At 69.7% G+C, this 26,019-nt stretch carries 21 protein-coding genes; 9 read left to right on the forward strand and 12 right to left on the reverse strand.

All coding sequences use genetic code 11. The features are described from left to right. Positions 1-2: 2 nt before the first annotated feature. Positions 3-1,274 (reverse strand): geranylgeranyl reductase family protein, encoded by a 1,272-nt coding sequence (locus ABD264_RS05235; RefSeq protein ID WP_144941687.1) that lies wholly within the window; start codon positions 1,272-1,274, stop codon positions 3-5. 279 nt (positions 1,275-1,553) lie between these two features. Here ABD264_RS05235 and ABD264_RS05240 point away from each other — a divergent pair, with 279 nt between their 5' ends. The 3 genes from ABD264_RS05240 to ABD264_RS05250 all read left to right on the forward strand — a co-directional run bounded on the left by ABD264_RS05240 (position 1,554) and on the right by ABD264_RS05250 (position 4,138). Continuing rightward, entirely contained in the window at positions 1,554-2,324 is a 771-nt protein-coding gene (locus ABD264_RS05240) for an ABC transporter substrate-binding protein (RefSeq protein ID WP_144941685.1), read from the forward strand. Between the two features lie 42 nt (positions 2,325-2,366). Continuing rightward, positions 2,367-3,161, forward strand: a complete 795-nt coding sequence (locus tag ABD264_RS05245) for an amino acid ABC transporter permease (protein ID WP_144941683.1) — start codon at positions 2,367-2,369, stop codon at positions 3,159-3,161. Positions 3,162-3,304: 143 nt separating this feature from the next. Continuing rightward, positions 3,305-4,138: an amino acid ABC transporter ATP-binding protein gene (locus ABD264_RS05250; protein WP_144942181.1), complete on the forward strand. Its 834-nt coding sequence runs from the start codon at positions 3,305-3,307 to the stop codon at positions 4,136-4,138. Positions 4,139-4,237: 99 nt separating this feature from the next. On the opposite strand, the gene ABD264_RS05255 is transcribed toward ABD264_RS05250, so the two are convergent. The 8 genes from ABD264_RS05255 to ABD264_RS05290 all read right to left on the reverse strand — a co-directional run bounded on the left by ABD264_RS05255 (position 4,238) and on the right by ABD264_RS05290 (position 15,499). Further along, the gene (locus tag ABD264_RS05255; protein ID WP_144941681.1) at positions 4,238-4,981 is read right to left on the reverse strand and encodes an SDR family oxidoreductase; all 744 of its coding nucleotides are present in this window, start codon (positions 4,979-4,981) and stop codon (positions 4,238-4,240) included. Between the two features lie 47 nt (positions 4,982-5,028). Further along, entirely contained in the window at positions 5,029-6,975 is a 1,947-nt protein-coding gene (gene menD / locus ABD264_RS05260) for a 2-succinyl-5-enolpyruvyl-6-hydroxy-3-cyclohexene-1-carboxylate synthase (protein WP_344204791.1), read from the reverse strand. Positions 6,976-7,063: 88 nt separating this feature from the next. Beyond that, positions 7,064-8,404 (reverse strand): sulfate adenylyltransferase subunit 1, encoded by a 1,341-nt coding sequence (locus ABD264_RS05265; RefSeq protein WP_145009936.1) that lies wholly within the window; start codon positions 8,402-8,404, stop codon positions 7,064-7,066. A 2-nt stretch (positions 8,405-8,406) separates the two neighbouring features. Then, positions 8,407-9,357, reverse strand: coding sequence for a sulfate adenylyltransferase subunit CysD (gene cysD, locus ABD264_RS05270; protein ID WP_290499359.1), 951 nt, complete (start codon positions 9,355-9,357; stop codon positions 8,407-8,409). Further along, on the reverse strand, positions 9,339-10,076 hold the full coding sequence (locus tag ABD264_RS05275) for a phosphoadenylyl-sulfate reductase (RefSeq protein WP_144941673.1): 738 nt from the start codon (positions 10,074-10,076) through the stop codon (positions 9,339-9,341). The genes cysD and ABD264_RS05275 overlap by 19 nt, the downstream gene beginning before the upstream one ends. After that, the gene (locus ABD264_RS05280) at positions 10,073-11,785 is read right to left on the reverse strand and encodes a nitrite/sulfite reductase (protein WP_303104334.1); all 1,713 of its coding nucleotides are present in this window, start codon (positions 11,783-11,785) and stop codon (positions 10,073-10,075) included. The genes ABD264_RS05275 and ABD264_RS05280 overlap by 4 nt, the downstream gene beginning before the upstream one ends. 284 nt (positions 11,786-12,069) lie before the next feature. Then, complete coding sequence (locus ABD264_RS05285; RefSeq protein WP_303104336.1) at positions 12,070-14,295, reverse strand: PhoX family protein; 2,226 nt, start codon at positions 14,293-14,295, stop codon at positions 12,070-12,072. A 196-nt stretch (positions 14,296-14,491) separates the two neighbouring features. After that, positions 14,492-15,499 (reverse strand): o-succinylbenzoate synthase, encoded by a 1,008-nt coding sequence (locus ABD264_RS05290; RefSeq protein ID WP_344204795.1) that lies wholly within the window; start codon positions 15,497-15,499, stop codon positions 14,492-14,494. A 521-nt stretch (positions 15,500-16,020) separates the two neighbouring features. Between ABD264_RS05290 and ABD264_RS05295 the strand changes: the two genes are divergently transcribed. From ABD264_RS05295 to ABD264_RS05310, 4 genes are all read left to right on the forward strand, one after another. Next, positions 16,021-16,230, forward strand: coding sequence for a hypothetical protein (locus ABD264_RS05295; RefSeq protein WP_344204797.1), 210 nt, complete (start codon positions 16,021-16,023; stop codon positions 16,228-16,230). A gap of 3 nt (positions 16,231-16,233) precedes the next feature. Beyond that, the gene (locus ABD264_RS05300) at positions 16,234-17,574 is read left to right on the forward strand and encodes a glycosyltransferase family 2 protein (protein ID WP_344204799.1); all 1,341 of its coding nucleotides are present in this window, start codon (positions 16,234-16,236) and stop codon (positions 17,572-17,574) included. Then, positions 17,571-18,224: a calcium-binding protein gene (locus tag ABD264_RS05305; RefSeq protein WP_144941664.1), complete on the forward strand. Its 654-nt coding sequence runs from the start codon at positions 17,571-17,573 to the stop codon at positions 18,222-18,224. The genes ABD264_RS05300 and ABD264_RS05305 overlap by 4 nt, the downstream gene beginning before the upstream one ends. Positions 18,225-18,394: 170 nt before the next feature. Further along, positions 18,395-20,185 (forward strand): DUF2334 domain-containing protein, encoded by a 1,791-nt coding sequence (locus tag ABD264_RS05310; protein WP_344204801.1) that lies wholly within the window; start codon positions 18,395-18,397, stop codon positions 20,183-20,185. Between the two features lie 67 nt (positions 20,186-20,252). Here ABD264_RS05310 and ABD264_RS05315 read toward each other — a convergent pair whose 3' ends face one another. The 3 genes from ABD264_RS05315 to ABD264_RS05325 all read right to left on the reverse strand — a co-directional run bounded on the left by ABD264_RS05315 (position 20,253) and on the right by ABD264_RS05325 (position 23,247). Then, a complete protein-coding gene (locus ABD264_RS05315; RefSeq protein ID WP_290499350.1) occupies positions 20,253-20,720 on the reverse strand; it encodes a DUF4282 domain-containing protein in 468 nt (155 codons plus the stop codon). A 421-nt stretch (positions 20,721-21,141) separates the two neighbouring features. Then, positions 21,142-22,668 carry a catalase gene (locus ABD264_RS05320; protein WP_094395007.1) on the reverse strand — a complete coding sequence of 509 codons (1,527 nt, stop codon included), beginning with the start codon at positions 22,666-22,668 and terminating at the stop codon, positions 21,142-21,144. Positions 22,669-22,743: 75 nt separating this feature from the next. After that, the gene (locus ABD264_RS05325; protein WP_260983256.1) at positions 22,744-23,247 is read right to left on the reverse strand and encodes a Fur family transcriptional regulator; all 504 of its coding nucleotides are present in this window, start codon (positions 23,245-23,247) and stop codon (positions 22,744-22,746) included. A 138-nt stretch (positions 23,248-23,385) separates the two neighbouring features. On the opposite strand from ABD264_RS05325, the gene ABD264_RS05330 reads away from it, so the two are divergent. Together ABD264_RS05330 and ABD264_RS05335 are read left to right on the forward strand one after the other, a co-directional pair. Next, complete coding sequence (locus ABD264_RS05330) at positions 23,386-24,648, forward strand: type I restriction enzyme subunit R domain-containing protein (RefSeq protein ID WP_344204804.1); 1,263 nt, start codon at positions 23,386-23,388, stop codon at positions 24,646-24,648. Between the two features lie 61 nt (positions 24,649-24,709). After that, positions 24,710-25,951: a heparan-alpha-glucosaminide N-acetyltransferase domain-containing protein gene (locus tag ABD264_RS05335; RefSeq protein ID WP_344204806.1), complete on the forward strand. Its 1,242-nt coding sequence runs from the start codon at positions 24,710-24,712 to the stop codon at positions 25,949-25,951. Positions 25,952-26,019: the final 68 nt, after the last annotated feature.

The raw sequence follows: 26,019 nt of genomic DNA on the forward strand, positions 1-26,019 counted from the left end.
TTTCAGCCCGCGGGGGTGAGTGCATCCAGTACCGCGATGGCGCGGTCCGTCACACTACGGGCCGGGCGGTCGGACAGCTCGGTCATCACCTGCACGGCGAAGCGCATCAGGGCCGGCACGTGCATGCCGGAGCGGACCGCCGCCGAGAGGATCGTGGGGTGGCCAATGAGCTGCGCGAGCGCCCTGCCCTGCGTGAAGTGCGCCCCCCACTCGGCCCGCACGAGCTCGGGGTAGCGGGCCAGCGCGTTCTCGCGCTGCTGGGCCCCGTTGGCCCCGGCGGCGTCCACGATGCACGAGGCTGCGAACAGCGCGGACTCCATCGCGTTGGAGATCCCCTCGCCGTTGAACGGAGAGACGAGCCCTGCGGCGTCGCCCAGCAGCATGAGGCCTGGCAGGTAGTGCGGCGTGCGGTTGGCCGCCATGGGCAGTGCCGCGGAACCGATCCTGCCCACCTGGTGCTCGGGGTCGAAGGTCCACTCGGCGGGCATCGACGCCGCCCAGTCCCGCAGCACGGCCCGGTAGTCCAGTTTCCCGAAGGCGGGTGAGGTGTCCAGGATGCCGAGGCCCACGTTCGCGGTGCCGTCCCCCACGCCGAAGACCCAGCCGTAGCCGGGCAGCAGGGCACCCTGCGGATCGTTGCCGTCCGCGAGCTCGAGCCAGCCCTCCATCCAGTCCAGCTCGGAGCGCGGCGAGCGGTAGTAGGTGCGCACGGCCACTCCCATGGGGCGGTCCTGGCGGCGGTGCAGCCCGGCGGCCACGGCCGTGCGGGTGGAGTTGCCGTCCGCGGCGAGCACGAGGTCCGCGCGGTGGTCCTCGGTCTGCGCCGTACGCCGTCCGGTCGCGGGGTCCATCACGGCGGCGCGCAGACCCACGATCCGCCCCGTGTCGTCCCGCAGCACGTCTTGCACCGAGCGGTGCTCGATGATCTGCGCCCCGGCGGCGACCGCGTGGCGTGCGAGATCCTCGTCGAAGCCCGCGCGGGTGCGCACCAGCCCGTAGGACGGGAAGTCCGTGAGCTCCGGCCACGGGAACTCCACGGTGCGCCCGCCGGCGACCAGCCGCAGCCCCCGGTTGGAGCGGTAGCCCTGTTCGGCGCCGTGGGGCAGCCCCATGAGCCGCATCTGCTTCACCGCGCGCGGCGTGAGCCCGTCCCCGCACACCTTCTCCCGCGGGTAGGCGGTCTTCTCGAGCACCGTCACCCGGATCCCCTGGCTCGCGAGCCAGTACGCCGCGGTGGCGCCCGCGGGGCCACCCCCGCTGATCAGAACCTTCACTGCGCCGCAGTCCTCCGCCGTCTCGGGTGCGGGCACCCTCCCGGCGCCCCTCGTGCGCGGCACTGCCGCCGGACGCACGTGCGCCATTGTGCCACCGCCGACGCCGATGCCGCGCCCGACGCCGTCGCCCCCGGGCACCGGCCCCGCGAGGCCCCCGCCCCAGCTCGTCCCGTGGGAGAGGGACGTCATCAACGCGACGACACCGCGGGGTGGGGCGTTCCACAGCGTAAAATCACCACAGGTTCCAGAAGGGGCCGTCCCCTTGACCGAGGAGAACCCATGTCACCCCTGCGCCGACTCGTTCCCGCGCTCGCCGTCCTCTCCGCCGCTGGTCTGGTGCTGACCGGGTGCGAATCCACCTCGGGAGGCGACGCCCAGGCGAGCGGCGACTCCGGCACGTTCACCGTGTGCGCCAACTCCCCGTACCCGCCGTTCGAGTTCGAGCAGGACGGCAAGGTGGTGGGCTTCGACATGTCCCTGGGGGACGAGATCGCCAAGGACCTCGGCAGGGAGAAGAAGTTCGTGCAGGCCAACTTCGAGACCCTCGAGTCCGGCGCGGCGCTGGACACCGGCCAGTGCGATGCCGCCATCTCCGGGATCACCATCACCGACGCGCGCAAGAAGTCCGTGGACTTCTCCAAGCCGTACTTCAACGACCAGATCGCCCTGCTGACCACCAAGGACTCAGGGATCAAGGGGTTCGACTCCGTGGGGGACAAGACGGTGGGCGTGCAGCAGGCCACCTCCGGCGAGGACTACGCCACGGAGAAGAAGCTGAAGACGCAGCAGTTCGAGGACGTGGAGCTGATGTTCCAGTCGCTGGAGTCCGGCGGCGTGCAGGCGGTGTCCGGCAACATCTCCACGCTGTCCAAGCGCGCCGAGTCCAACCCGGACCTGGAGGTGGTCCAGACCGTGGACACCAACGAGAACCTGGGCGTGGCCGTGAAGAAGGGCAACACCGAGCTGCTCGACTCCGTCAACAAGACGCTGGACCGCATCACGAGCGACGGCACCATGGACAAGATGAAGAAGGAGTGGATGGGTCTGTAGGCCCCCCTCCCCCATCGCCCGCCCACAGACAGGGAGAAACCCATGTCCATGACCACCCGGCAGCGCGCGAGGCTGTCGCGGGGCATCCAGTACGCCGTCCTCGTCGTCGTGCTGATCGCACTCGTCGTGCTGGCGGACTGGGATGTCCTCTTACAGCGGGTCCTGAACCCTGCCGTGGCGATGGACCAGTTCCCCGGCATCATCACGGTGGCACTGAAGAACACGTTGATCTACACGGTGCTCGGCTTCGTGCTGGGCCTGTCCCTGGGCGTGGTCCTCGCGCTCATGAAGCTCTCCTCCGTGGCGCCCTACCGGTGGATCGCCACCCTGTACATCGAGTTCTTCCGCGGTGTGCCCGCCCTGCTCGTGTTCCTGGCGCTGGGCTACGGCATCCCGCTGGCCTTCGGGTTCCGCTTCAACCACTACGTGACGGTGATGATCGCGCTCGGTGTGGTGGCGGCGGCGTACATCGCCGAGTCCCTGCGCGCAGGGCTGCAGGCGGTGCCCCCGGGGCAGTACGAGGCCGCCCGCTCGCTGGGCATGTCCCACACCCGGGCCATGGTCACCATCGTGATCCCGCAGGCGCTGCGGATCGTGCTGCCGCCCCTGACCAACGAGGTCATCCTGCTCACCAAGGACTCTTCCCTGGTCTACCTGCTGGGCATGGGAGTGGAGCAGTACGAGCTCACCAAGTTCGGGCGCGAGGGCATCTCCAGCGCGGGAGCCGGGCTCACCCCGCTCATGGTCGCGGGTGTGTGCTACCTGATCATCACCGTGCCGCTGGGGCTGCTGTCCCGCCACTTCGAGAACAAGACCGTCCGGGTCAAGAAGTCCTAGGAGCGCCCGTGTCCACGTCCGCAGCATCCCCCGCCCCCGTCCCCGGCCCCGGCGAGCCCCGGGACTCCGGTCCCGCCCGTTCCGTCTCCGAGAACGGGACGACGCCGGGTGGCGGCCCCGAGCCGACGGTCCCGCCCGGGCCCGTGGCCACGTCCGAGGCCGCGTCCACGTCGGGCACCGGCCCGGAGACCGCCGTGCGCGTGCGCGGCCTCCACAAGTCCTACGGCGAGCTCGAGGTGCTGCGGGGCATCGACCTGGACGTGGTCGCCGGGGAGGTCGTGTGCCTCATCGGCCCCTCCGGCTCCGGCAAGTCCACCCTGCTGCGCTGCCTGAACCTGCTGGAGACCCCGCAGGCCGGGAGCATCAGCGTGGACGGATTCACCGTCACGGACCCGGACCTGGACGTGGATGCCATGCGCCGCCGCGTGGGCATGGTCTTCCAGCAGTTCAACCTGTTCCCGCACCTGAGCGTGCTCGAGAACTGCACGATGGCCCAGGTCAAGGTGCTCAAGCGCCCGGCCGCCGAGGCCAGGCGGGTGGCGCTTGCCAACCTGCGGCGCGTGGGCCTGAGCGAGAAGGCCGACCAGCGCCCTGCGCAGCTCTCGGGCGGCCAGCAGCAGCGCGTGGCGATCGCCCGGGCGCTGTCCGTGGACCCGGACCTGATGCTCTTCGACGAGCCCACTTCCGCGCTGGACCCGGAGACCGTGGGCGATGTGCTGTCCATCATGCGCGGGCTCGCGGCGGACGGTATGACGATGCTCGTGGTGACCCACGAGATGTCCTTCGCTCGCGACGTCGCCGACCGCGTGGTCTTCATGGACGGCGGCGTGGTGGTGGAGCAGGGCCCCGCCCGCGAGGTCATCGGCTCGCCGCAGCACCAGCGCACGCGCACGTTCCTCTCACGCGTGCTGAACCCCACCACGGGGGCCGCCCCGGAGGCACCGGACACTTCGGAAGCGCCAACCACCCCCGCATGACATCTCAGGCACGAAATGACCGCTTGACCTGAGGTCCAGCGGTCATGTCGTGCCTCAGCGGTTGGCGACCCGGCTGGGCGGCCCGCCAGGGGCTCGGCGTCAGCGGGTCTTCATCCCCGAGGGGCGCACCGTGATGACCTCCACCTCCGCGTCCCGGGTGGCGTCCACGGCCAGGCGCACCGCGGCGGCGATCTGCTCCGGACGGATCCAGTCCTCCGGGTGGTACTCCTCGCCCATGTACTCGTGCAGCTCGGCCTGCATGTCCGTGGCCACGCGCCCCGGGTGGACCGAGGTGACGCGCACCCCTTGGACCCGCTCCTCCTCGCGCAGGGCGTCCGTGAAGGCCCGCAGCGCGAACTTCGTGCCGGAGTACAGCGCGGACGACGCGCGGGACACGAACCCCGAGCCGGAGTTGATGGCCACCACGTCCCCCCGGGCCTCGCGCAGCTGCGGGAGCACCAGGCGGGTCAGCTGCGCCACGGAGATCACGTTCACGTCGAAGATCTGCTCCCACATCTCGCGCGGGGCGTCCGCCACGAGGGACTGCGGGGCGATGCCCGCCGAGTGGACGAGCACGTCCAGACCGGGGAACTCCTCGCGCAGGGGCGCCCAGGCGGCCTCGACCTGCTCGTCGTCGGTCACGTCCGCGACGAAGGCTCGCGTCCCGGGTCCCACTCCGGCGAGCTCGTCGCGCACGCGCTGGATGCCCTGCGCCGAGCGCCCGCCCACGAACACCACGTGGTCCCGCGCGAGGTCCTGCGCCACGGCACGCCCGATCCCCCGGGTGGCCCCCGTGACGAGAGCCGTGCGGGCGGTTGCTGTCTGTGCGCTCTGATCAGTCATGCCGTCATGTTAGCGAGCCGCGGTGACGCTCCGCAGGGGCCGGCGTGTCACCGCCCGGCCAGGAACTCCTCCACCGCGCGGGCACCCACCTCGTGGGCGGCCAGGTTGAACTCGCGCAGCGTCTCGCGCTCGAGCGGGACCTCCACCACGCGGCGTCCCACCACGGGGGCGGCCAGGGCCGCGGTCAGCTCGATCGCGCTGTCCGCCCGCACGTACTCCACGCCGTGCGCCGCGCACAGCTCCGCGATCGAGACGCTGTGCGACGTGCCGAAGAACCGCTCCACGGTGGCCGCGTAGCGCTGATCCTGCCCCACGGCCCCGTGCTCGAGGGTCTGGAAGATGCCGCCCCCGGCGTCGTTGACCACCACCACGTGCAGGTCCGGCACGCGCTCCCCGGTTCCCAGCAGCAGCCCGCCGGAGTCGTGCAGGAACGTGAGGTCCCCCATCACCGCGCGCACGGGGCGCCCCGTTCCGAGAGCCACGCCGTGAGCGGTGGCCAGCGTGCCGTCGATCCCGGCGACGCCGCGGTTCGCCACCACGGGCAGCGGAGCCTGCGCGCGGGCCACGAGGTCGAGGTCCCGCACGACGGTCGAGGAGCCCACCACGAGCACCGAGCCGTCCTCGCAGCTCGCGTCCCACACCGCGCGGGCCACGTGCAGCCGGGTGAGCCCGGGGCGCGAGTCCGCGTGGCGCAGCACCGCCGCGTCGGCCACCGCACCGGCCGCCTGCCAGGTCTCCAGCCAGCCGTCCTCAGCGGGCCCGACGACGCCCGCGGCCTCCGCGAAGCCGGCCACCTCCTGCTCAGGGCGGCGGCCACGGTCGAACCAGGGCACCGGCTCCGGGCGCACCGCGACCACGCTGACGTCCGGGCGGCGCAGCAGGGCCGAGACCGTGCGGCTGAGCGTGGGTCTGCCCACCAGGACCACGGAGTCCACCCGGGCGCCCAGCGAGGAGGCCAGCAGGCTCTCGTAGGAGGCGATCGCCGCGTCACCGGTGCGGGCGTTGGAGGACGGTTCCGCGAGCAGGGGAAGTCCGTGGGCCTGGGCGAAGCGCGCGGTGGCGGCCCCGGCGCCGTCGCCCGCGAGGACCACGGGGTGGGACGATCCCGGGCGGGCACGCACTGTGCTCGCGGGGACCGGGAGAGTGCCCTCGGACCGCGTCGCGTCGTCGGGAGCCGAGGGGCCACCCGGGGTCATCGTGTACCGGGACAGCGGTGTGCCGTGCGGGGTACCGGCCGCATCCTGGCACGCGAGATGTGGTGTCGGCGTCCGGTCCGGGGCCGGGGCGGCGTCCGGGGTGAGGAAGGGCTCGTCGAGCACGGACCACGAGTGGGCGATCCGCGCGGGCGGTTCTTCTGCGCGCGCGCGCTCCACCTCCTCGGCAAGCGCGCGGGCCCAGGAGTGCAGGTGGCGGTGGTCGTCGTCGGAGACCGGGTGCAGGGGGTCGCGCAGCGCGACGTTGACGTGGACCGGGCCGGGCGGCGTCGCGTCGCTGCCGTGCAGGGCGTCGAGCACAGGGGTGAGAAAGGACTCCGCGTCAGCACGCTGCTCGGCCTCGCCCAGGCCGGGATCCCGCACGGGCAGCAGGTCCACCGCCGCGCGCGCGAAGTTCTCGAACATCCCCGGCTGCCGGGTGGTCTGGTTGGCGCCGGTACCGCGCAGCTCCGGGGGCCGGTCCGCGCTGAGCACAACCACGGGCACCCCGGCGTGGGAGGCCTCCATGACGGCGGGCAGCAGCTCCCCCACGGCGGTTCCGCTCGTGGTGACGACGGCGCACGGCAACCCCGTGGAGCGCGCGATCCCGAGGGCGGTGAACCCGGCGTCCCGTTCGTCGATCCGCACGTGGACGCTGAGCGCCCCGCTCGCGTGGGCGGCCGCCGCGGCGTACGCGAGCGGCGCCGAGCGCGAACCCGGTGCGACCACCAGGTGCGCCATCCCGCGCAGCACGAGGGCGCGCAGGACGGTGGTGGCCGTGACGAGACTGGGGGTGATCACCCTGAGAGGGTACCGAGTTCCGCCGACACCCACGCGCACGGGCAGGCGGTGGCCCGTGCGGCTGCGGCCTGCCCCGCGGGGTTTCCCCTCAGATGGCCCACTCCCCGGCGTCTGCACGCAGGTTGCCGAGCACCCCCGGGGTGGCCACACTGTCGTCCTGGACCATGCCCGCGGCCTGGGTGCGCCCCGACTGCGGGTCGATCAGCAGGAACGACCCCAGGGCGTGCGACTGCGTGTAGGCGGCGGTGAACAGCGGCTCCGCCACACGGATGCTCACGCGGCCGATGTCGTTGAGCTCGAACTCGTCCACGGACTCCGCGGCGAGACTCTCCAGGTTCAGCCGGCCGTCCAGCGAGCCCACGATCCCGCGGACCACGCGCGTGGTGTGCTTGAGCAGCACGCGCTGGCCCTCCCGGAGGGGCTTCTCGTCATCGAGCCAGCACACCACGGCCTCCACGGTCTTGGAGCCCGACGGCGCGCCGGCGGGTTCCGCGATCAGGTCACCGCGGGTGATGTCGATCTGGTCTGCGAGGCTCAGGGTGACGGACTCCCCGGCGACGGCGCGCTCAGCCGGTTCCCCGGCGACGTCGAGCCGGGTGACCGTGGTCCTGCGCCCGGCGGGCTGCACCGTGACCTCGTCACCGACTGCAACGGACCCGGAGGCGACCTGCCCGGCGTAGCCGCGGTAGTCGGTGAACTCGGGCGAGACCGCTGCGGACTGCGGGCGGATGACCGTCTGCACGGGCAGCGCGAAGTGCTCCGCCTGGGTGAGCTCGGAGGAGTCCGGGAGGTTCTCGAGCCAGCCCAGCAGGGACGGGCCCGTGTACCAGGGGGTGCTCTCCGAGGGCTCCACCACGTTGTCCCCGCGAAGTGCGGAGACGGGAATGGTCTGCAGGTCAAGCACACCGAGCTCGTCCGCGAGCGCGTGCAGGTCCCGGTCCAGCGCCTCGAAGGCACCGTGGGCGTCGTCGACCAGGTCGATCTTGTTGACCGCCACGATCAGGTGCGGCACGCCCAGCAGCGCGGCGACCGCGAGGTGACGCCGGGTCTGCTCCACGATCCCGTGCACCACGTCCACGAGCACGATCAGCGCGTCCGCGGTGGAGGCACCGGTGACCGTGTTGCGGGTGTACTGCACGTGGCCGGGGCAGTCGGCCAGGATGAAGCTGCGGGCGGGGGTGGCGAAGTAGCGGTAGGCCACGTCGATCGTGATGCCCTGCTCGCGCTCGGCCCGCAGCCCGTCCGTCAGCAGCGCGAGGTCCGCGGAGTCCAGGCCCCGGGACTGGCTCACGCGCTCGATGGCCTCGAGCTGGTCCACCAGGATGTTCTTGGTGTCGTGCAGCAGCCGCCCCACCAGGGTGGACTTGCCGTCGTCCACGCTCCCGGCCGTGGCGATCCGCAGCAGGCTTGCCGTGTTCTCGGTGCTCATCTCTAGAAGTAGCCCTCTCGCTTGCGGTCCTCCATGGCGGCCTCGGACACGCGGTCGTCCGCACGGGTGGCGCCTCTTTCGGTGAGCGTGCTGGTCATGACCTCGGCCAGCACGTCCTGCGCGGTGGCAGCCGGGGACTCGACGGCGCCCGTGCAGCTCATGTCCCCCACGGTGCGGTAGCGCACAGTACGGGTCTCCACGCTCTCGCCCTCGCGGGGGCCCACGTGCTCCCCCACGGCCAGCCACATGCCGTCACGGCTGAGCACGTCCCGCTCGTGCGCGTAGTAGAGGGAGGGCAGGTCGATGCCCTTCTCCGTGATGTAGGACCAGATGTCCAGCTCGGTCCAGTTCGACAGCGGGAACACCCGCACGTGCTCCCCCGGGCGGTGCCGCGTGTTGTACAGGCTCCACAGCTCCGGGCGCTGGTTGCGCGGGTCCCACTGGCCGAACTCGTCCCGCAGGCTGATGATCCGCTCCTTGGCGCGGGCCTTCTCCTCGTCGCGCCGGGCGCCGCCGTAGACGACGTCGTGGCGTCCCTCGGTGATCGCGTCCAGCAGGGGCACGGTCTGCAGCTGGTTGCGGGTACCGTCCGGGCGCTCGGCCAGCCGGCCGTCGTCGATGTAGTCCTGAACGCTCGCGACCTTCAGGCGGATGTGCAGCCGCTCCACCGTCCGGTCCCGGAAGTCCAGGACCTCCGGGAAGTTGTGCCCGGTGTCCACGTGCAGCACGGGGAACGGGATGGGCGCCGGCCAGAAGGCCTTGGCGGCCAGGTGCAGCATGACCACCGAGTCCTTGCCACCGGAGAACAGCAGCACGGGGCGCTCGCCCTCGGACGCAGTCTCGCGGAAGATGTGGATGGACTCGGCCTCCAGGCGCTGCAGCTGGCTCAGTGTCACGGCGGAGGGTGTGCTCCGGGTCAGGGGGCTCGTGGTGCTCACAGGTGGATCCCGCATTCTGTCTTGCCCACACCGGACCAGCGTCCGGCGCGGGGGTCTTCCCCGGGGGCGACCTTGCGCGTGCACGGGGCGCACCCGATGGACGGGTAGCCCTGGCTCAGCAGCGGGTTGACCACCACCAGGTTCTCCTCGGCGTACTGGACCACGTGGTCGAAGCTCCAGTCCACGATGGCGTTGATCTTGACCATCTGGTGGTGCTCGTCCCACTCCACGGGCGCGGCGTTGGCACGGTGCGGCGTCTCCTCGCGGCGCAGCCCGGTCACCCACGCCTCGTAGCCCCCCAGGGCCTTGTCCAGCGGGGCGACCTTGCGGATCCCGCAGCACAGACCCGGATCGCGGTCGTGCAGCTTGGCGCCGTACTGCGCGTCCTGCTCGGCCACGGTGATCTCCGGCAGCAGGGTCCGCACGTTCACGGGCCAGTCCCGCGCGAAGTCGTCCCGGGTCTGCAGGGTCTCGGGGAAGTGGTAGCCGGTCTCCAGGAACAGCACGTCCACGCCCTTGAGGTGGGTGCTGACCAGGGCGGGGACCACGGTGTCCGAGGCCATCGAGCAGGCCACCGCGAGCTTCTTCCCAAAGGTCTCGGCGGCCCACGCGAGCACCTCGTCCGGGTCCGCGTCGCGCTCGCCGAAGCGTTGCTGCGCCTCCTCTACGAGCGCCTTCAGCTCCTCGGTGGAACGGGTGCGCCCGGGGGACGTCGTCGTGTCTGTGGTTGTCATTTCAGGGAGTCCTCCTCAGCGGACAGGGCCCACTCGGCGAAGCTCTGCTCGGGGCGGCGCTCCCGCAGGAAGGTGCGGGTCACGCGCTCCACGTAGTCCGAGAGGTTGTCCGCGGTGATTTTCAGTCCGCGCACGGTGCGGCCCAGGCCGCCCTCATCGCGGTCCGGTGAGGCGAGGCCGCCGCCCAGGTGCACCTGGAAGACGTACTCCTCGCCGATGTACTGGCCCTTGAGCCCGATGTCCGCGGTCTGGATGCGGGCGCACGAGTTGGGGCAGCCGTTGATGTGCAGGGAGATGGGCGTGGGGATCTCCACGTCCGCGAGCCGCTGCTCCATGTCGTCGATCACCCGGGCGGCGAGGCCCTTGGTCTCCACGAACGCGAGCTTGCAGAACTCGATGCCGGTGCACGCGATGGTCGAGCGGCGGAACGGACTGGGCTTGGCGTCCATGCCCCAGGGCTTCATGGCCGCCACGAGGGCGTCCACGTTCTCCTCGGGCACGTCCAGGACCAGCACCTTCTGGTGCGGAGTCAGGCGGATGCGCTGCGACCCCGCGGCCTCGGCGGCGTCGGCGAGCGCCACCAGGGCGTCCCCGGAGAGCCGCCCGGCGGTGAGCGCGAAGCCCACGTACCGCTTGCCGTCCACCTGCTCGTGCACGCCCACGTGGTCCGAGTGGCCCACCGCGCGCTCGGGCGCGGGGCCGTCCGGCAGCTCGAAGCCCAGGTACTCGTCCTGCAGCACCTGCCGGAACTTCTCCGGGCCCCACTCGGCCAGCAGGAACTTCAGGCGGGCCTTGGTGCGCTGCTTGCGGTAGCCGTAGTCGCGGAAGATCCCGCACACCCCGGCCCACACGGGCACCACGTTCTCTCGGGAGACGAACGCGCCCAGGCGCTCGCCGAGCCGCGGGGACACGGACAGTGCGCCACCCACCCACAGGTCGTAGCCGGGGCCGAGCTCGGGGTGGTTCACACCCACGAAGCTGACGTCGTTGATCTCGTGCACCACGTCCAGCGTGGGGCTGCCGGTGATCGCGGTCTTGAACTTGCGGGGCAGGTTCACGTACTCGGGGTTGCCCACGAACTCCTCGCGCAGGGCGGCGAGGTTCTCGCTGGGGTCGATGATCGCGTTCTTCTCCACGCCGGCCACCGGGCTGCCCAGGAACACGCGGGGCGTGTCGCCGCAGGCCTCGGTGGTGGTCAGGCCCACGGAGTCCAGGCGCTCCCACATCTCCGGGACGTCCTCGATGCGCAGCCAGTGCAGCTGGATGTTCTGCCGGTCCGAGACGTCCGCCGTGCCGCGGGCGAAGTCCCGGGAGATGCCTCCCACCACGCGGGCCTGCCCCGTGCTCAGCTGCCCGCCGTCCAGGCGGATGCGCTGCATGAAGTACTCGTCCGAGAGGGACTCGGCGTCCAGCTTGGAGGTGTTCGCGCCGGCCACGCCCTGCTTGCGCTGCGTGTACAGGCCCAGCCAGCGGAAGCGGCCGTGGACGTCGTCCGTGGGGATCGAGGCGTAACCCGTCTTCGAGTACGTGTCGAGGATCCGCTGCTTGACGTCGAGCGAGTTCTCCTCAGCCTTGAACTCCTCGTTGTGGTTCAGGGGCGTGCGGCCGCTGACCTTCCACTGGCCCAGATCGGTGCCCTTGCGGGGTCCGCGCACGCGCCCGGATGCACTCTTGGGGGGCGCTGTCCCGGTGTCTGCGGAGGTGGTCATGGGTGCTCCTTGGGTGAGAGGGAGGCGAGTCGCTCCAACGTACCGACCGGCCCACCCGCACCCATACTTTCCGTCACAAACACGTCACATACTCGGCGTCCTCCCACGTCACAGCGCTTTTCCCCGGGGACGACGACGCCCCCCGGGCGGTGCGGTGCGCGCGGCCGGTGCGCGAGCGGCGTCGTCGTCCGGTGGTGCTGGAGGCACGCACGACCGACCAAGCGGGCGGGGCCGCCTGCGCGATCCCGCCCGCCCGTGGTGCCGGCGCCCCGAGGGGCGCCGACTCAGCCCTCGTAGCTCTTGGGGGCCTGCCGCGCGCGCTGCTGCAGCTCGCGCGTGGACTTGTCCTCGTAACCGCGGTACTTGGGCCCGGTCTGGCCGTTCTTGCGACGCTTGTCCCGGTTCTCGCCCTTGCCCGGCTGGTCGCTCACGCTGCCCGGGAACTGGGGCTTGTTGTCCCGGTTCTTGCGGAACACCTGGATCACGGACGGACGCGGCATGGAGAACTCGCCCGGCTCCAGGCGCGTGGGCAGCGCGTAGTCCGGGAAGTAGGAACGGGGCTGCTCGAAGGAGCCGTCCTCACCCGGGTGCTGCACGGAGATGTAGACCATGCCCTCGGTGTCGTGGACCACCGGGCCGCACGTCTCGGCGTCCTGCGGGACTGAGAGGAACTGCTGCACGCGGCCGCGCTCCGCGCCGTCGAGGGTGACCTTGAACAGCCCGTCGTTGTAGCCGATCTTGGACGGCGCACCATCCGTGGAGATCCACAGGTTGCCGGAGTTGTCGAAGGCCACGTTGTCCGGGCAGGAGATCGGGGAGACGTTCTCCTTGGGGAAGCCGCCGAAGTACGTGCCGGAGTCCTTGGTGGGGTCACCGCACACCAGCAGCAGGTTCCAGTCGAAGCGGGTTGCCTGCGGGAGGTTGTGGCGCTCGGTGAGCTCCAGGACGTAGCCGTCCCGGTTGCCGGTCTTCGGGTTGGCCTCGTCCACGCCGGCCTTGCCCGCCGTGCCGCGGTCCGAGTTGTTCGTGAGCGCCGCGTAGACCTTGCCGGTGTGGGGGTTGGGCTCCACGTCCTCCGGGCGGTCCATCTTGGTGGCGCCGGCCTTGTCCGCGGCCAGGCGGGTGTACACGAGCACCTGCTCCACGGACATGCCCTTGATCATGGACTTCCCGCCCTTGACCAGCGGCAGCCACTCGCCGGAGCCGTCGAACTCGCCGTCCCGGGGCAGGGTGCCGTCCCCGGTGATCTGCTTCTTGGGCGAGTTGCCCTTGAGCCGGGCCACGTAGAGGTCGCCCTCGGACAGCAGGGTCATGTTGTGCTTCTTGTCCCCCTGCTTGTACTTCTTGGCGGAGACGAACTTGTAGATGTACTCGAACTTCTCGTCGTCACCGGAGTACGCCACCACGGTGCCGTCGTCGCCCACGCGCACGTTGGCGCCCTCGTGCTTGAAGCGGCCCATCGCGGTGTGCTTGAGCGGGGCAGAGTTCGGGTTCTGGGGGTCGATCTCCACGACCCAGCCGAAGCGGTTGGGCTCGTTCTTGTACCCGGGGATGCGGGCGTCGAAACGCTTCTCCACCTCGGGCCAGCGGCGCGAGGGCATGGTGGTGGGGAAGCCGTAGCGCTTCTCCTCGGCGGTGCCGGAGGTGATGAAGTACTGGTGGACGTTCTCCTCGCCGGAGAGCACGGTGCCCCACGGGGTCACGCCGCCGGAGCAGTTGTTCTGGGTGCCCAGCACGCGCTTGCCGGTGGGGTCGTCCTGGGTTGTGAGCAGGTCCGAGCCGGCCGCGGGGCCGTCCACGACGAACGGTGTGGTCAGGGTGATGCGCCGGTTGCGGGCGCCGCCGCGCACGTAGGTCCAGGGCTCCCCCACCTTGGCGCGGGTGATCTCCACGACCGACATGCCGTGCGCCTGGATGGCGGTCTTGACCATGTTGGTGAGGTTCGTCTTCTCGTAGCCCGTGGGGAACATGGTGTTCTCGTTGGTGTACTCGTGGTTGTTCACCAGCACACCCGTGAGTCCGTTGGGGTCCGGGATGATGTCCAGGTAGTCCGAGTTGAAGCCGAACTGCTTGGACTGGGACTCCGGGCTCTGGTTCTTGGGGTCGAACTCCGGGGAGTCGTAGAACAGGGGATCGCCCCAGCGGATGATCGGCGACCAGTCGTAGCCCTTGGGGACGGTGAGGTCGTCCACCGTCATGTTCACCGGCTTGACGGGGGTGAAGTCCAGGCGCGCCCTGCCCTGGCCCCAGTAGCCGTACGTGGCCTCCGCTGGCTGGGCGGTCGCGGCCACCAGCCCCACCGTCACCGCCCCGGCGGCACCGAGCCCGAGTGCGGCGCGGCGGCTCATCGCGGCGGAGATGACGTCGTGCACGTACTCGTTGGACGAGGTGTTGGCGTCCGGGGTCATGCACTGGCTGCCGCACTTGAGCTCGCACGTGAGCGGGCTGCGCTTGCCGTTCACGTGGCCCAGCATGGGCAGGAGACGGCGGCGTTCTGGTGCTTGGGTCATGGAGTGGCTCCCTGGGTGAGACATGCGTTCGTGCATGTCAGCGAGTGTTTCCGTGTGCCACCTCACCACCCCGGTGTGATCGCCGTGCGACCGTTGGGCGAACTGGAGGTTAACCCGGTGGGCACCCACCCGGCGTCGTGCACCGCGGCGACGACGGTCCCGCGGCAGGCCGCGAGCGGCGTCGTCGCCCCCTGGTCTACTGCGCGGCAAGCAGCGCGTGGGTGCGGCGCATCCGGTCCAGCCACCAGTCCCGCCGCTCGCCGGTGATGGCGTGCTCGGCGAGCAGCGCCTCGTCCACGGCGACGTCCCGCACGGGCAGGAACCCGTCCACGGGGCGCAGGGGCTCGGCGGTCACGTCCGCGGTCATGAGCGAGAGGGTGCCGAGCCCGCACGCGTACGGCAGCTCGGGCAGCGCGGCAGCCAGGGCGACGCCCGCGCGGATCCCCACGGAGGAGTCGATGGCCGAGCTCACGACGGCGGGCAGCCCCGCCTGCGCCACGATGTCCAGGGCCCGGCGCACTCCCCCGAGCGGGGCCACCTTCACGACGATCAGGTCCGCGGCGCCGGCCCGCGCGACGGCCAGCGGGTCCTCGGCCTTGCGCACGGACTCGTCCGCGGCGATCAGCGTTCCCACGCCGTTGTCCCGCAGCCGACGCCGCACGCTCGCCAGCCCCTCGACGCTCGCCACGGGCTGCTCGGCGTAGGCGAGGTCGAACTCGCTCAGCGCGCCCAGCGCGGCCACGGCGGTGTCCTCGTCCCAGCCCGTGTTGGCGTCCACGCGCAGCTCGGCATCCGGGAGGAGGTGGCGGACGGCGGCGACGCGGGCGACGTCGTCCGCGAGGCCCTGCCCGCGTTCGGCCACCTTGATCTTCACGGCGTGGACCTGCCCGGCGTAGCCGCCGAGGACCTCAGGAACGCGCTCGGCGGGGACCGCGGGGACGGTGGCGTTGACGGGGACGCGGTCACGGACGGGCTCCGGGAAGCCCTGCCACGCGGCCTCGATGCCGGCGCGCAGCCACTGGGAGGCCTCGGCGTCCTCGTACTCGGGGAACGGACCGAACTCGCCCCCGCCGGCGGGGCCGCGGAAGACCACGGTTTCACGCTGGGTGACGCCGCGGAAGGTGACGCGCATGGGGAGGGAGACCACGTGGGCGGAGTCGAGGAGGTCGGCGAGCGGGGGGAGGGTGAGGTGCGGGGTGGGCATGGGTCCAGGGTAGGCGGCGCCCAGGGGCGGTACCCGGCATCGTCGACGAGGCTCCAGCGGCCGTCGGTTCGCGCGGTTCCATAGTCGGCGCCGTTCGTCAGTCCGCGAGCCTCCGCGCCGCCCGACGCCGGTCTCGCGGGGAATTCCCGTGGATTCCTTCCCCGGAGAGTGCACGGACACCCGCGACGGGCTGGAGGTTAAGGGCTGCATATCAAGAATGCACACCTACTGATAAGTGTAAATACATATAAATATCCGCAGCTGCACGCAACACCCCTAGCCGGGGCGGCATTGCGCTGTCATGAAAGGACAAGTGTTTGCATCCGCAATGCAACAGCTGCCATTCTGGGAACAGCCCACACTTCGTGGACTTTTTACTGGTGCGGTGCGTCCGGGGGGACAAACCCGCACCCACAGGGAACCCGGGGGATCCCCTAATGCATGTATTTACATTGATTAGCTCCGCGCCACTCTACGAGTCCCTCCAGGGCTTTCTGCAGGGCGGCAGCCGCGTACTCCTCATGATCGCCATGGCCCTCTTCCTGGCGTACATGCTGTTCTTCCTGAGCACCATGTCGATCGCGAGCGCCATCACCACATGGCACCACGTCCGCCGCCGTCCCCGGCAGGCCGCGCACCCGCGGACCATGGCCCCCGTGGTGCCTGCGCAGGAGGTGCCCCACCAGCAGGTGCCGCGGCACGGCCGGCACGCCCTGCGCACGGAGGCCTGAGCCATGATTCTGCTCTTCGGCCACCGGATCGACCTGGTCCTGGTTCTCGCCGTGACGCTCGTGGCTCTCAGCGTCCTGTACGGCATGTTCATCCTGGTGCTCTCCCGCTTCGAGCCCCGCAGCGCCCAGGACCGTCGCGTGCGGATCGCCGCGCTGCCAGAGCACCTCAAGGTGGTCTTCGTGATCCCGTGCCTCAACGAGGACCGGGTTCTAGGGGCCAGCCTCGACCGCCTCACCGCGCTGGAGCACCCGAACATGGAGATCGTGGTGATCGACGACGGCTCCGAGGACGCCACCCCCGACATCGTGCGCTCGTTCCCGGATCACCGGGTCCACCTGTTCCAGCGCACCCTGCCACACGCACGGGAGGGCAAGGGCGAGGCCCTCAATGCGGCCATCCAGCACCTGCGGGGCAGCGAGCTGCTCGCTGGCACCTCCCCGCATGACGTGGTCGTGTGCGTCATGGACGCGGACGGCCGCCTGGACCCCCACGCGCTCGAGGACGTCATGCCGCTGTTCAAGGACCCGGCCCTGGGTGCGGTGCAGATCGGGGTGCGCATCAACAACCGCGAGCACAGCCTCCTGGCGCGCATGCAGGACCTCGAGTTCGTGCTCTACACGCACGTGTTCCAGCGCGGCCGACGCCACCTGGGCAGCGTGGGCCTGGGCGGCAACGGCCAGTTCGTGCGTCTGTCCGCGCTGGACGGGCTGGGCGTCTCGCCGTGGTCCCGGAGCCTCACGGAGGACCTGGACCTGGGCGTGCGGCTGCTCATGGACGGGTGGCAGACCGAGTTCGTCTCCACCGCGTCCGTCCACCAGCAGGGGCTGGTGGACGTCAAGCGGTGGGTCAAGCAGCGCACCCGCTGGTTCCAGGGGCACCTGCAGTCATGGAACCTCGTGCCGTGGGTGCTGCGTGACCTCTCGGGGAGCCGGCGGGCGGACCTGGTCTACCACCTGACCAGCCCGTTCCTGCTCCTGCTCACCTCTTTCCTCTCCCTGGCGTTCGCGTTCTGGGCGCTGGACCTCGGGCTCGGCATCGTCACCGGACACGCGGTGGTCTCGGGGTGGTGGCTGTCCTCCTACCTGATCGCGTTCGGCCCGGCACTGCTCTACGGCCTCGTGTACTGGTCCCAGGAACGGCACAGCGGCCTGGGAGTCCTCTCCGCCGTGGTGCTCATGCACCTCTACGTGCTCTACGCCGTGCTCTGGTACGTCGCCGGGTGGAAGGCCGCGTGGCGGGCGGTGCGCGGGCAGAACGGCTGGTCCAAGACGGAGCGCGTGGTGGAGGACCAGGAGCAGAAGGACGAAACCGCACACGAGCTGATGGCGGAGGCGCATGCATGAGCCGGCGACGCGGCGTCGTCGTCCTCTGCGCGCTGCTGGTGCTCGCGGTGCTGGCCGTGGCGGCAGTGAATAACCTGTGGCGCGTGCAGCCGTGGGCAGACGGCTCCACGCACGGCCGCTGGCAGGTCATGTACACCGGCTACGGCACCGTCAAGGGCAACGACCGGCAGGTGCTGCTCGAACCGCACGTCGCGGAGGCCGCGACCATCACCCACGGTGCGCTCGTGCACACCACCGAGTCCTACGAGGAAGCGGACTTCGCTGTCACGGTGCGCACGGAGGAGCAGCTGCGGCGCAACGACGAGCCCAACGCGTGGGAGGTGGGGTGGGTGCAGTGGAACCTGCGGGACAACGACCACTTCTACGCGGTGGCCCTGAAGCCCAACGGCTGGGAGATCTCCAAGCAGGACCCGGCCTACCCCGGGGCGCAGCGCTTCATCGCCTCCGGTGACAACCGCACGTTCCCCGTGGGCAGGGACTACCGCGTGGAGGTCACCCAGGACTGGCCCACCATGACCGTCACCGTGGACGGCACGGAACTGGCCTCCGTCACGGACGAGGAGTCGCCCTACCGCGGCGGCGGGATCGGTCTCTACACGGAGGACGCCAAGGTCCTCTTTCACGACTTCGAGGTCACGGCGCAGCGCTGATCAGCTGGCCTCGCGAACCGGGGCGGGGTGAGCGGCGCCCGCGAGCGACGTCGCGCCCGCAGCACCGGTCGGCACCGGCGCCGGAGACCGACGTCCGGCCGAGAAGGCACCACGCACGACATTCCACCACTGCGCCCGACGGATGCGGGCCCTAGGGGAAGCAGCAGACGATGGACCATAACTACAGACTCACACGGCGCGCGCGGCTGGCCTGGCTCACGGGACTCGCTGTGGTCCTGGTGATCGCCCTGGTGGTGGTCTTCGGGCTGACGAGCAGCACCCTGGTGGATGGGCAGGCCTCCTCCGTGGCCAAGCAGTACGCGGACCCGGCGCTGGACGGGGAGAGCTCCACCGCCCCGGAGGAGCAGGTCTCCGCGTCCTACGGTCGCGAGGGCGGGACGTCCACGCTCGTGCTCTACGACGGCACCGGAGACTACGCGGACGACGACGCCCTGTACGCAATTGCCACCGGGAACCTGCTGAGCCACTTCGGCACCACCGAGCTCAAACCCGTGGCGCAGTACACGGACGGGATGCTGGAGGGCTACGACGCGACCGTCTACCTTGGCACCGACTACCGCTCCACCCTTCCCGAAGCGTTCCTCTCGGACGTGCGCACCTCTGACAAACCGGTCATGTGGCTCGACCAGAACGTCAACGAGCTGGTGCGCCCGGACGACGACGCCGCGGCGTTCGTGGCGAGGTACGGCTGGGACCCACGCGCGACGTCGTCCGTGGCCAGTTCGCGTGTGACGGCCGTGTCATACGGCGGCCAGGACGTGCACCGCGAGACCGAGGGGGTCAAGGACCTCACCGTCCCGTTCACCGGCAAGGCCGCGACCAGAAGTGGAGATGCGGTGGAGGTGCTGGCGACGTCGCAGTGCCGCGACGGATCCCGCGCCGTGTCCTGCACCGCGGCCGCCAGCGGACCCACGGAGGTGCCCTGGGCCGTCCGCTCGGGAAACCTGACGTACCTCGCAGAGGTGCCGCTGGACTACATCGACTCCAACGACGTCTACCTGGTCTACGCGGACCTCTTCTACGACCTCCTCGGCTCCGAGGCGAAGCCCACCAAGCAGGCGGCCGTGCGCCTGGAGGACGTGGGGCCCGAGTCCGACCCCGCGGACCTGAGGCGGGTCGCGGACTACCTGGCCTCCGAGAACGTGCCGTTCCAGGTGGCCGTGATCCCCATCCAGCTGGGCAAGAACAAGGACGGCTCCGACTGGTACGGGCTCACACTCTCCGACCGACCCGAAGTGGTCTCCGCGCTGAAGTACATGCAGGGCAAGGGCGGCACGCTCATCCAGCACGGCTCCACGCACCAGATGGGCACCGGCAACAACCCCTACAGCGGGCGGTCCGGCGAGGACTACGAGTTCTACAAGTACGCGTGCACCACCACGGACACCGCCCCCTACACGTTCAAGGACTGCACCAACGACTCCTACATCACGCCCGTGGGCAGGGCGGCCCAGGACGACGTCGCCCAGTGGACCCAGCGCCTCGAAGCCGGCCGCGAAGTCATGGCAGAGGCCGGACTCGGCGACACCACGATCTTCGAGACACCGCACTACGGCGGGTCCGTGAACTCCTACGTGGCCATGGCCCGCGAGTACGACGCCCGCTACGAACAGGGCGACTACTACGCCAGCAGCCTCACGGGGAAGGCCTCCGAGGCCGCCAAATCCTACAGCCAGCAGTTCCCCTACACCGTGCACGACATCTACGGCGGCACCGTCTACCCCGAGAACCTCGGCAACATCACCGAGGGCGAGCAGAACAACCATGCCGCCCGCACCCCGGAGTTCCTGGTCTCACGGGCCAACGCGAACCTGACCGTGCGCGAATCCACCGCGAGCTTCTTCTTCCACCCCTACCTGGACCTGAAATACCTCAAGCAGACGGTGCAAGGGATCAAGGAGCTCGGATACGAGTTCACGCCGGTCACGGAGCTGAAGTAGCGTCCGGGTCGGCGCCCCCACTCGGGGCGCCGACCCGGACGCACAACACCGTGGGTTCAGCCGTGGGTCAGCGCCTCTCCACGAGCGCGGTCGTGTTCTGGGCGGTGCGGATCATGGAGATCACGAACTCCAGGAACACGCGCATCAGCACGATGTTGATCAGGACGCTCACGAGCCCGAAGACCACGAACAGCAGACCCGCGGCGCTCTCCGTGAGTGCGACCAATCCAGAGATCACCACGATCAATCCGCCCAGTGCGCTGAGTGCGATCGACAGGACGTAGATGAACTTCGCGAACTTGATGGTGATGAAGTGCTTGAAGTCCAGGTCGAACAATGCGGCCAGGAAGCCCGGCTCGCTGTCGGGGCGGTGCGGCGCGTGCGGGGGCTGCGCAGCGCCGTCGTGCGGGGCGGGATACGCATCGTGGCGGGGGGTGCTACCGGCGGCGTAGGGGTGACCACCGTCCGCTCGGGGACCGGCCACCGGCTCCCGGGGATCGTTGTGGTCGTAGCGGGGGTAATTCTGCTCGGACATGACACTCCTCGTGGGGGGCGATAAGTGAAGGACACGGGGCCGCGGGCAGCAGCCCCGCCCTCATTCTGACCCGCGGGCGTGCATTCGCAGACGATTGCTCTGTGACGCCGACGTCGAAGCGCGGACATTACGCGCCGGACGACGCCGCGCCGCGCGGCTCCCCGGCTCCCCCTTCCCGAACGGGCCCGTGCTCGAGGTGAGCGGCCGGTCCCCCCTGGAGCGCTCAGTTGTCCGCGCCCCCTGGCAGGTGCCCGCGGGACCCAGAACGCGCGAACACCCGGCCAGGATCACTGACCGGGTGTTCGCACGCGTGTGAACGTCAGGGGTGGGCGGCCTTCGGCGGCCGGGAGCCCCGCACGGTGGTCAGCCCACCGCGCCCGGGCCCGCCGAACTCACCCGGGGTCCGCTCACCCCCGGGGCGTCACTCGCTGATCTCGGAGTTGCTCGTGGGGTCCTCGTCCACGCCCATGCCCGGAACCTCGGGGGTGGCTGCGTTGGACTTGACGGCCTCCTCGATGCGCTGACCGATGTTCTCGTCCACGTTCTTCCAGTACTGGAAGGCGTTGGAGAGCACCGGCTCCGCGACACCCTCGAGGGCGCCGGCCACGGTCTGCACGAACCGCGCGCGCTGCGCGTCGTTGAAGACCTCGCGGATCAGGGTGCCCGGCTGGCCGAAGTCGTCGTCGTCCTGACGCAAGGTGTAGGCCTCGCGGACCAGAGCGCCGTCGTCCTCCCAGCCATTGTCCACGGGACCGGTCTCGTCCGACCAGGAGTCACCGAAGGAGTTCGGGGCGTACACCCGCCGGGCGCCGCTGTGGTGATACGTCATGCTGCCCTCGAAGTTGTAGGTGTGCACTTCGTTGATCGGGCGGTTCACCGGCAGCTGCTGGAAGTTGGTGCCGACGCGGTAGAGCTGGGCGTCCGCGTAGGCGAAGGTGCGCCCCAGGAGCATCTTGTCCGGGGAGTTGCCGGTGCCCGGGACCATGTTCGCCGGGGAGAAGGCCGCCTGCTCGATCTGGGCGAAGAAATTCTCCGGGTTGCGGTTCAGGGTCATGGTGCCCACCTTGTGCCGCGGGTAGTCCTTCTTAGACCAGGTCTTGGTCAGGTCGAAGGGGTTGAACCGGTAGGTCTTGGCCTCCTCGTACGGCATGATCTGGAAGTACAGGTCCCACTTCGGGTACTCGCCCCGCTCGATCGCCTCGAACAGGTCGCGACGGTGGACGTCGCCATCGGCTCCGGCCAGGCGCTCGGCCTCTTCGTTGCTCAGGCTCTCCACGCCCTGCCGCGACTCGAAGTGCCACTTGACCCAGAACTTCTCGCCCTCGGCGTTGACCAGCATGTAGGTGTGCGAGCCGTAGCCGTTCATGTGGCGCCAAGTCTTGGGCAGGCCGCGCTCACCCATCAGGTAGGTGACCTGGTGGGCGGACTCGGGGTTGTTGGTCCAGAAGTCCCACTGCATGGTGCCGTCACGCAGCCCGGAGTCCGGCAGGCGCTTCTGCGAGCGGATGAAGTGCGGGAACTTCATGGGGTCGCGCACGAAGAACACCGGGGTGTTGTTCCCGACCATGTCGAAGTTGCCTTCTTCGGTGTAGAACTTCAGGGCGAAGCCACGGACGTCACGCCAGGTGTCCGGGGAGCCCAGCTCGCCGGCCACGGTGGAGAAGCGGGCCAGCATCTCGGTCTTCTTGCCCGGCTGCAGGAAGTCCGCCTTGGTCCACTGCGAGACGTCCTCGGTGACCTCGAAGGTGCCGAACGCGCCGGCGCCCTTGGCGTGCGGACGACGCTCGGGGATGTTCATCCGGTTGAAGTGCTGCAGGGTCTCCACCAGCTGGTGGTCGTGCAGCACGATCGAACCGTTGGGGCCGGTGGTCAGCGAGTTGCGGTCGCTGACAGCGGGAATGCCGGCCTGGGTCGTGGACCCGGTGGCGTGCGGTGTGGATTCCGTCATCGCGTACTCCTTGATGGGATTGGGATGGGTGGGTGAACCGGTGGCCCAGAGGGGTTCCCGGAGCTCAGGGGGGGCCTACACGGGCGCCGCGGTCGCACCGGCCCGCTGGGCCGAGCAGTCGGAGCACACGCCTTGGTAGACGACATCGGCCACGTGGATGCTCATCCCGTGGGTCTCGCTGGGAGTCAGGCACGGTGCATGCCCCACGGCACAGGCCACGTCCTCGATGCGTCCACACACCGTGCACACGGCATGGTGGTGGTTGTCATCGACCCGGGTCTCGTACCGCGCCGGGGAGTTCGCCAGGTCCAGCTGGCGCAACAGTCCGGCGTCCGTGAGCGAGTGCAGCACCACGTAGATGGACTGCACCGTGATCTCCGGCAATGCCGTGCGCACGTCCGCGAGCACTTCGTCCGCGGTGGCGTGCTGGTGGCGCTCGACAGCGTCCAGCACCGCCAGTCGGGGCTTGGTGACCCGCAGTCCGGCCGCCCGGATCCGATCGGTCCACGGCACGGCCACGACGGCGCCGCCACCGTTCTCCCGTCCCCCGGGCTGATCGGTCAGAGTGGTCGAGGTCATAGCTTCACTGTGTCATGTTTTGAGTTACTCATCAAAAGGTTGCGGTGTGTGCCGGACGACGTAGGGGTGACGGGAGGGTGAACCCTCGGGGAGGGCGGCTTCCCCCTCCTCACCTTCTGGCGCCGTGGCAAACGCTCTGTGAAGTACCAGCGGGCGTTCCAGAAGCACATCGAACGCGAGAAGCTGCCGCTGAAGACGCTGGTGGCATTCTCGGGCTCGCTGCCGGATCCGGATGTTACCGCGATCGGTAACGCGGCCGTGCCGGAGGTGACCGAGGCGTCCATGAACCCGGAACTGCGCGGGAGGGGCCTGGCCGGGGTGTTTAGCCAGGAGGACCAGAACATCCTGATCGTGGCGAACAAGTACCAGACGGGTTTCGACCAGCCGCTACTCACGGCCATGTACGTGGACAAGCAGCTCTCCGGGATCGCCGCGGTGCAGACGCTGTCGCGGCTCAACCGGCGCGCGGACGGCAAGAAGAACACGTACGTGCTGGACTTCGTCAACGACCCCGCCCAGATCCTGGCGGCGTTCCAGGACTACTACGAGGACGCGCGCATCGAAACCGATTCGGACCCGGACCTCGTGGCCAAACAGATGACCAAGCTGGATGCCGCCAACATCTACACACCCGCGGAGGTCGACCGGGTGTGGGCGGCGTGGTCGGACAGGAACGGCAAGCGCGGCGCGCTGACCTCGGCGCTGGTGCCGGCGGTCGAGCGGTTCACCAACCGCTGGTCCCGCGCCGTGTACGACGACGACGCCGCAGCGCGCGACGAGCTCGACGAGTTCCGTTCCCTGCTGGGCCAGTACACGAAGTCCTATGCGTTCTTCTCCCAGATCCTCAACTTCGGGGACACGTACTACCTCAAGCTCTCGGTGTTCGCGGACCTGTTGGCGCGACTGCTGCGCGAGCAGCTGGACGGCGGCGAGCGCGAGACGGTGACGGCGGACGACGTCGTCCTCACCCACTACCGGCTGGAGAAGCAGCGGGACGAGGACCTGCAACTGGAGGACGGCGAGGCCCGAGGGCTGCAGGGCATGACCGAGGCCGGCATGACCCGCCAGCAGGAACGCGAGCGGGCGGCCAAGGCCGAGCTGGTGGAGAAGGTCAACAGATTCCTCGGAGGCCTGGACGCCAGCGACGAGCACAAGGTGAGCGCGGTGGAACTACTGGTCCGCGAGGCCGCCGAGAACAAGGACCTGCAGCAACAGGCGCGCAACAACACCAGGGTGGACTTCTCGCATTCCCCGCAGGTGCGTCTTGTGCTGGAGGATTCCGTATGGAATCAGAACCGCCAGTCCGAGGCGATCGCCAAGCGACTCCAGGAGCTCCCGCCCACCGATCTGGTGGAACTGGCCATGGCGTTCGATTTGTGGGAACGGTCGCGGGCAGGGTAGGGGTTATCCCTGAAAGCACGTGTTAGGGGGCCGCGAGGCCGGGGGGAACTCAGGAGAACGAGTGAATTCGACACGACGCGGTGGCACGGGGGACGTGGCAACCGCAACGGACGGGGCGCCGCGCAAGCGGCGACTGGTGGGGATCGATGCCGCCCGAGGGCTGGCACTGATCGGGCTCATGGCCATCCACCTGCTGCCCGCGTGGAACGAGCAGACCGGGGAGGCCAGCTGGTCCTGGCGGTTGTTCTCCGGGCACTCGGCGGCCCTGTTCGCGCTGCTGGCCGGAGTGGGCCTGGCGCTGGGCTCCGGCGCCCGGCAACCCCGCGAGGGACGAGCCCTGACCGCTGACCGGGTGAGTGTCCTGGTCCGCGCCCTGCTGATCGTCACGGTGGGTATGACCGTCAACGCCGCGATGCCGGAGGATCCTCCCGCCTACAACATCCTGTTCTACTACGGCATGTTCTTCATCCTGGCCATCCCGTTCCTGCATGCCCGCCCCAGGACGCTGTTCATCTGGGCCGCCGCGTTCGGGATCCTCTCGCCCCTGCTGATGCAGCGCATGCTGGATGTCCTGCCGGAGTGGTGGTACTACAACCCCACCCTGCCCAATGTCCTCAGCAACCCCGCGGGCACGCTGTCTCAGCTTCTGCTGACCGGCAACTACCCGGCGCTGCCGTACATGACGTACCTGCTGGTCGGGATGGGGCTGGGCCGCTTGGATCTGCGAGCAGTGCGCACCCAGGTCCGCTTGGTGATCGTGGGCGTCGTGCTCACCGTGTTGGCCCAGCTCGTGTCCGCCGTGCTCCTCTACGGCCTCGGAGGCTACTCCGTATTGCAGGAGGCATCGCGCTTGAGCGAGTCCACGCTCGACGAGATCCTGGTGTGGGGTACCGGCTCACTACCGACCGACACCGGGTGGTGGTTGGCCATCACGACCCCGCATTCCAACACGCCGCTGGCCATTGCGACCAGCCTCGGACTGAGTCTGGCGGTGCTGGGGGTGTTCCTGCTGATCAGTCAGAAGATCGGGGACTGGCTCCTGCCGTTGTCGGCGATGGGATCGATGACCCTCACGCTGTACTCGGCGCACCTGCTGGCCCTGTCCCTCGAGCTGCATTACGACTCCCCCTACCTCTGGTACCTCGTGCACGTACTTGTGGCCGCCGTCTTCGCGGTCATCTGGCAACGGACTCTGGGGCAGGGACCGCTCGAGCGGGTGGTCGCCTACTGCGCGAAGAGGACGCGTCGCCTCGTCGCCGGGCAGGGCGGCAATGCCAATCCTGGAAAGACCCGCAACTCCTAACTGGCGCCAACCTTGTCCCGCGGTACCCGCTCTGGCGTTCGACCTACGGGAGCGGCTGCGGGCAGGGT

The organism is Kocuria salsicia (assembly GCF_039532055.1).
In the GTDB taxonomy this organism is placed as follows: Bacteria; Actinomycetota; Actinomycetes; order Actinomycetales; family Micrococcaceae; genus Kocuria; species Kocuria salsicia.

Coding starts and splice junctions, on each gene's coding strand:
- ABD264_RS05240 (WP_144941685.1), top strand. CDS start 1,554: ATGTCACCCCTGCGCCGACTCGTTCCCGCGCTCGCCGTCCTCTCCGCC.
- ABD264_RS05290 (WP_344204795.1), bottom strand. CDS start 15,499: ATGCCCACCCCGCACCTCACCCTCCCCCCGCTCGCCGACCTCCTCGAC.
- ABD264_RS05275 (WP_144941673.1), bottom strand. CDS start 10,076: ATGACAACCACAGACACGACGACGTCCCCCGGGCGCACCCGTTCCACC.
- ABD264_RS05300 (WP_344204799.1), top strand. CDS start 16,234: ATGATTCTGCTCTTCGGCCACCGGATCGACCTGGTCCTGGTTCTCGCC.
- ABD264_RS05325 (WP_260983256.1), bottom strand. CDS start 23,247: ATGACCTCGACCACTCTGACCGATCAGCCCGGGGGACGGGAGAACGGT.
- ABD264_RS05295 (WP_344204797.1), top strand. CDS start 16,021: ATGATCGCCATGGCCCTCTTCCTGGCGTACATGCTGTTCTTCCTGAGC.
- ABD264_RS05320 (WP_094395007.1), bottom strand. CDS start 22,668: ATGACGGAATCCACACCGCACGCCACCGGGTCCACGACCCAGGCCGGC.
- cysD (WP_290499359.1), bottom strand. CDS start 9,357: ATGCGGGATCCACCTGTGAGCACCACGAGCCCCCTGACCCGGAGCACA.
- ABD264_RS05305 (WP_144941664.1), top strand. CDS start 17,571: ATGAGCCGGCGACGCGGCGTCGTCGTCCTCTGCGCGCTGCTGGTGCTC.
- ABD264_RS05265 (WP_145009936.1), bottom strand. CDS start 8,404: ATGAGCACCGAGAACACGGCAAGCCTGCTGCGGATCGCCACGGCCGGG.
- ABD264_RS05255 (WP_144941681.1), bottom strand. CDS start 4,981: ATGACTGATCAGAGCGCACAGACAGCAACCGCCCGCACGGCTCTCGTC.
- ABD264_RS05310 (WP_344204801.1), top strand. CDS start 18,395: ATGGACCATAACTACAGACTCACACGGCGCGCGCGGCTGGCCTGGCTC.
- ABD264_RS05315 (WP_290499350.1), bottom strand. CDS start 20,720: ATGTCCGAGCAGAATTACCCCCGCTACGACCACAACGATCCCCGGGAG.
- ABD264_RS05285 (WP_303104336.1), bottom strand. CDS start 14,295: ATGACCCAAGCACCAGAACGCCGCCGTCTCCTGCCCATGCTGGGCCAC.
- ABD264_RS05245 (WP_144941683.1), top strand. CDS start 2,367: ATGTCCATGACCACCCGGCAGCGCGCGAGGCTGTCGCGGGGCATCCAG.
- ABD264_RS05280 (WP_303104334.1), bottom strand. CDS start 11,785: ATGACCACCTCCGCAGACACCGGGACAGCGCCCCCCAAGAGTGCATCC.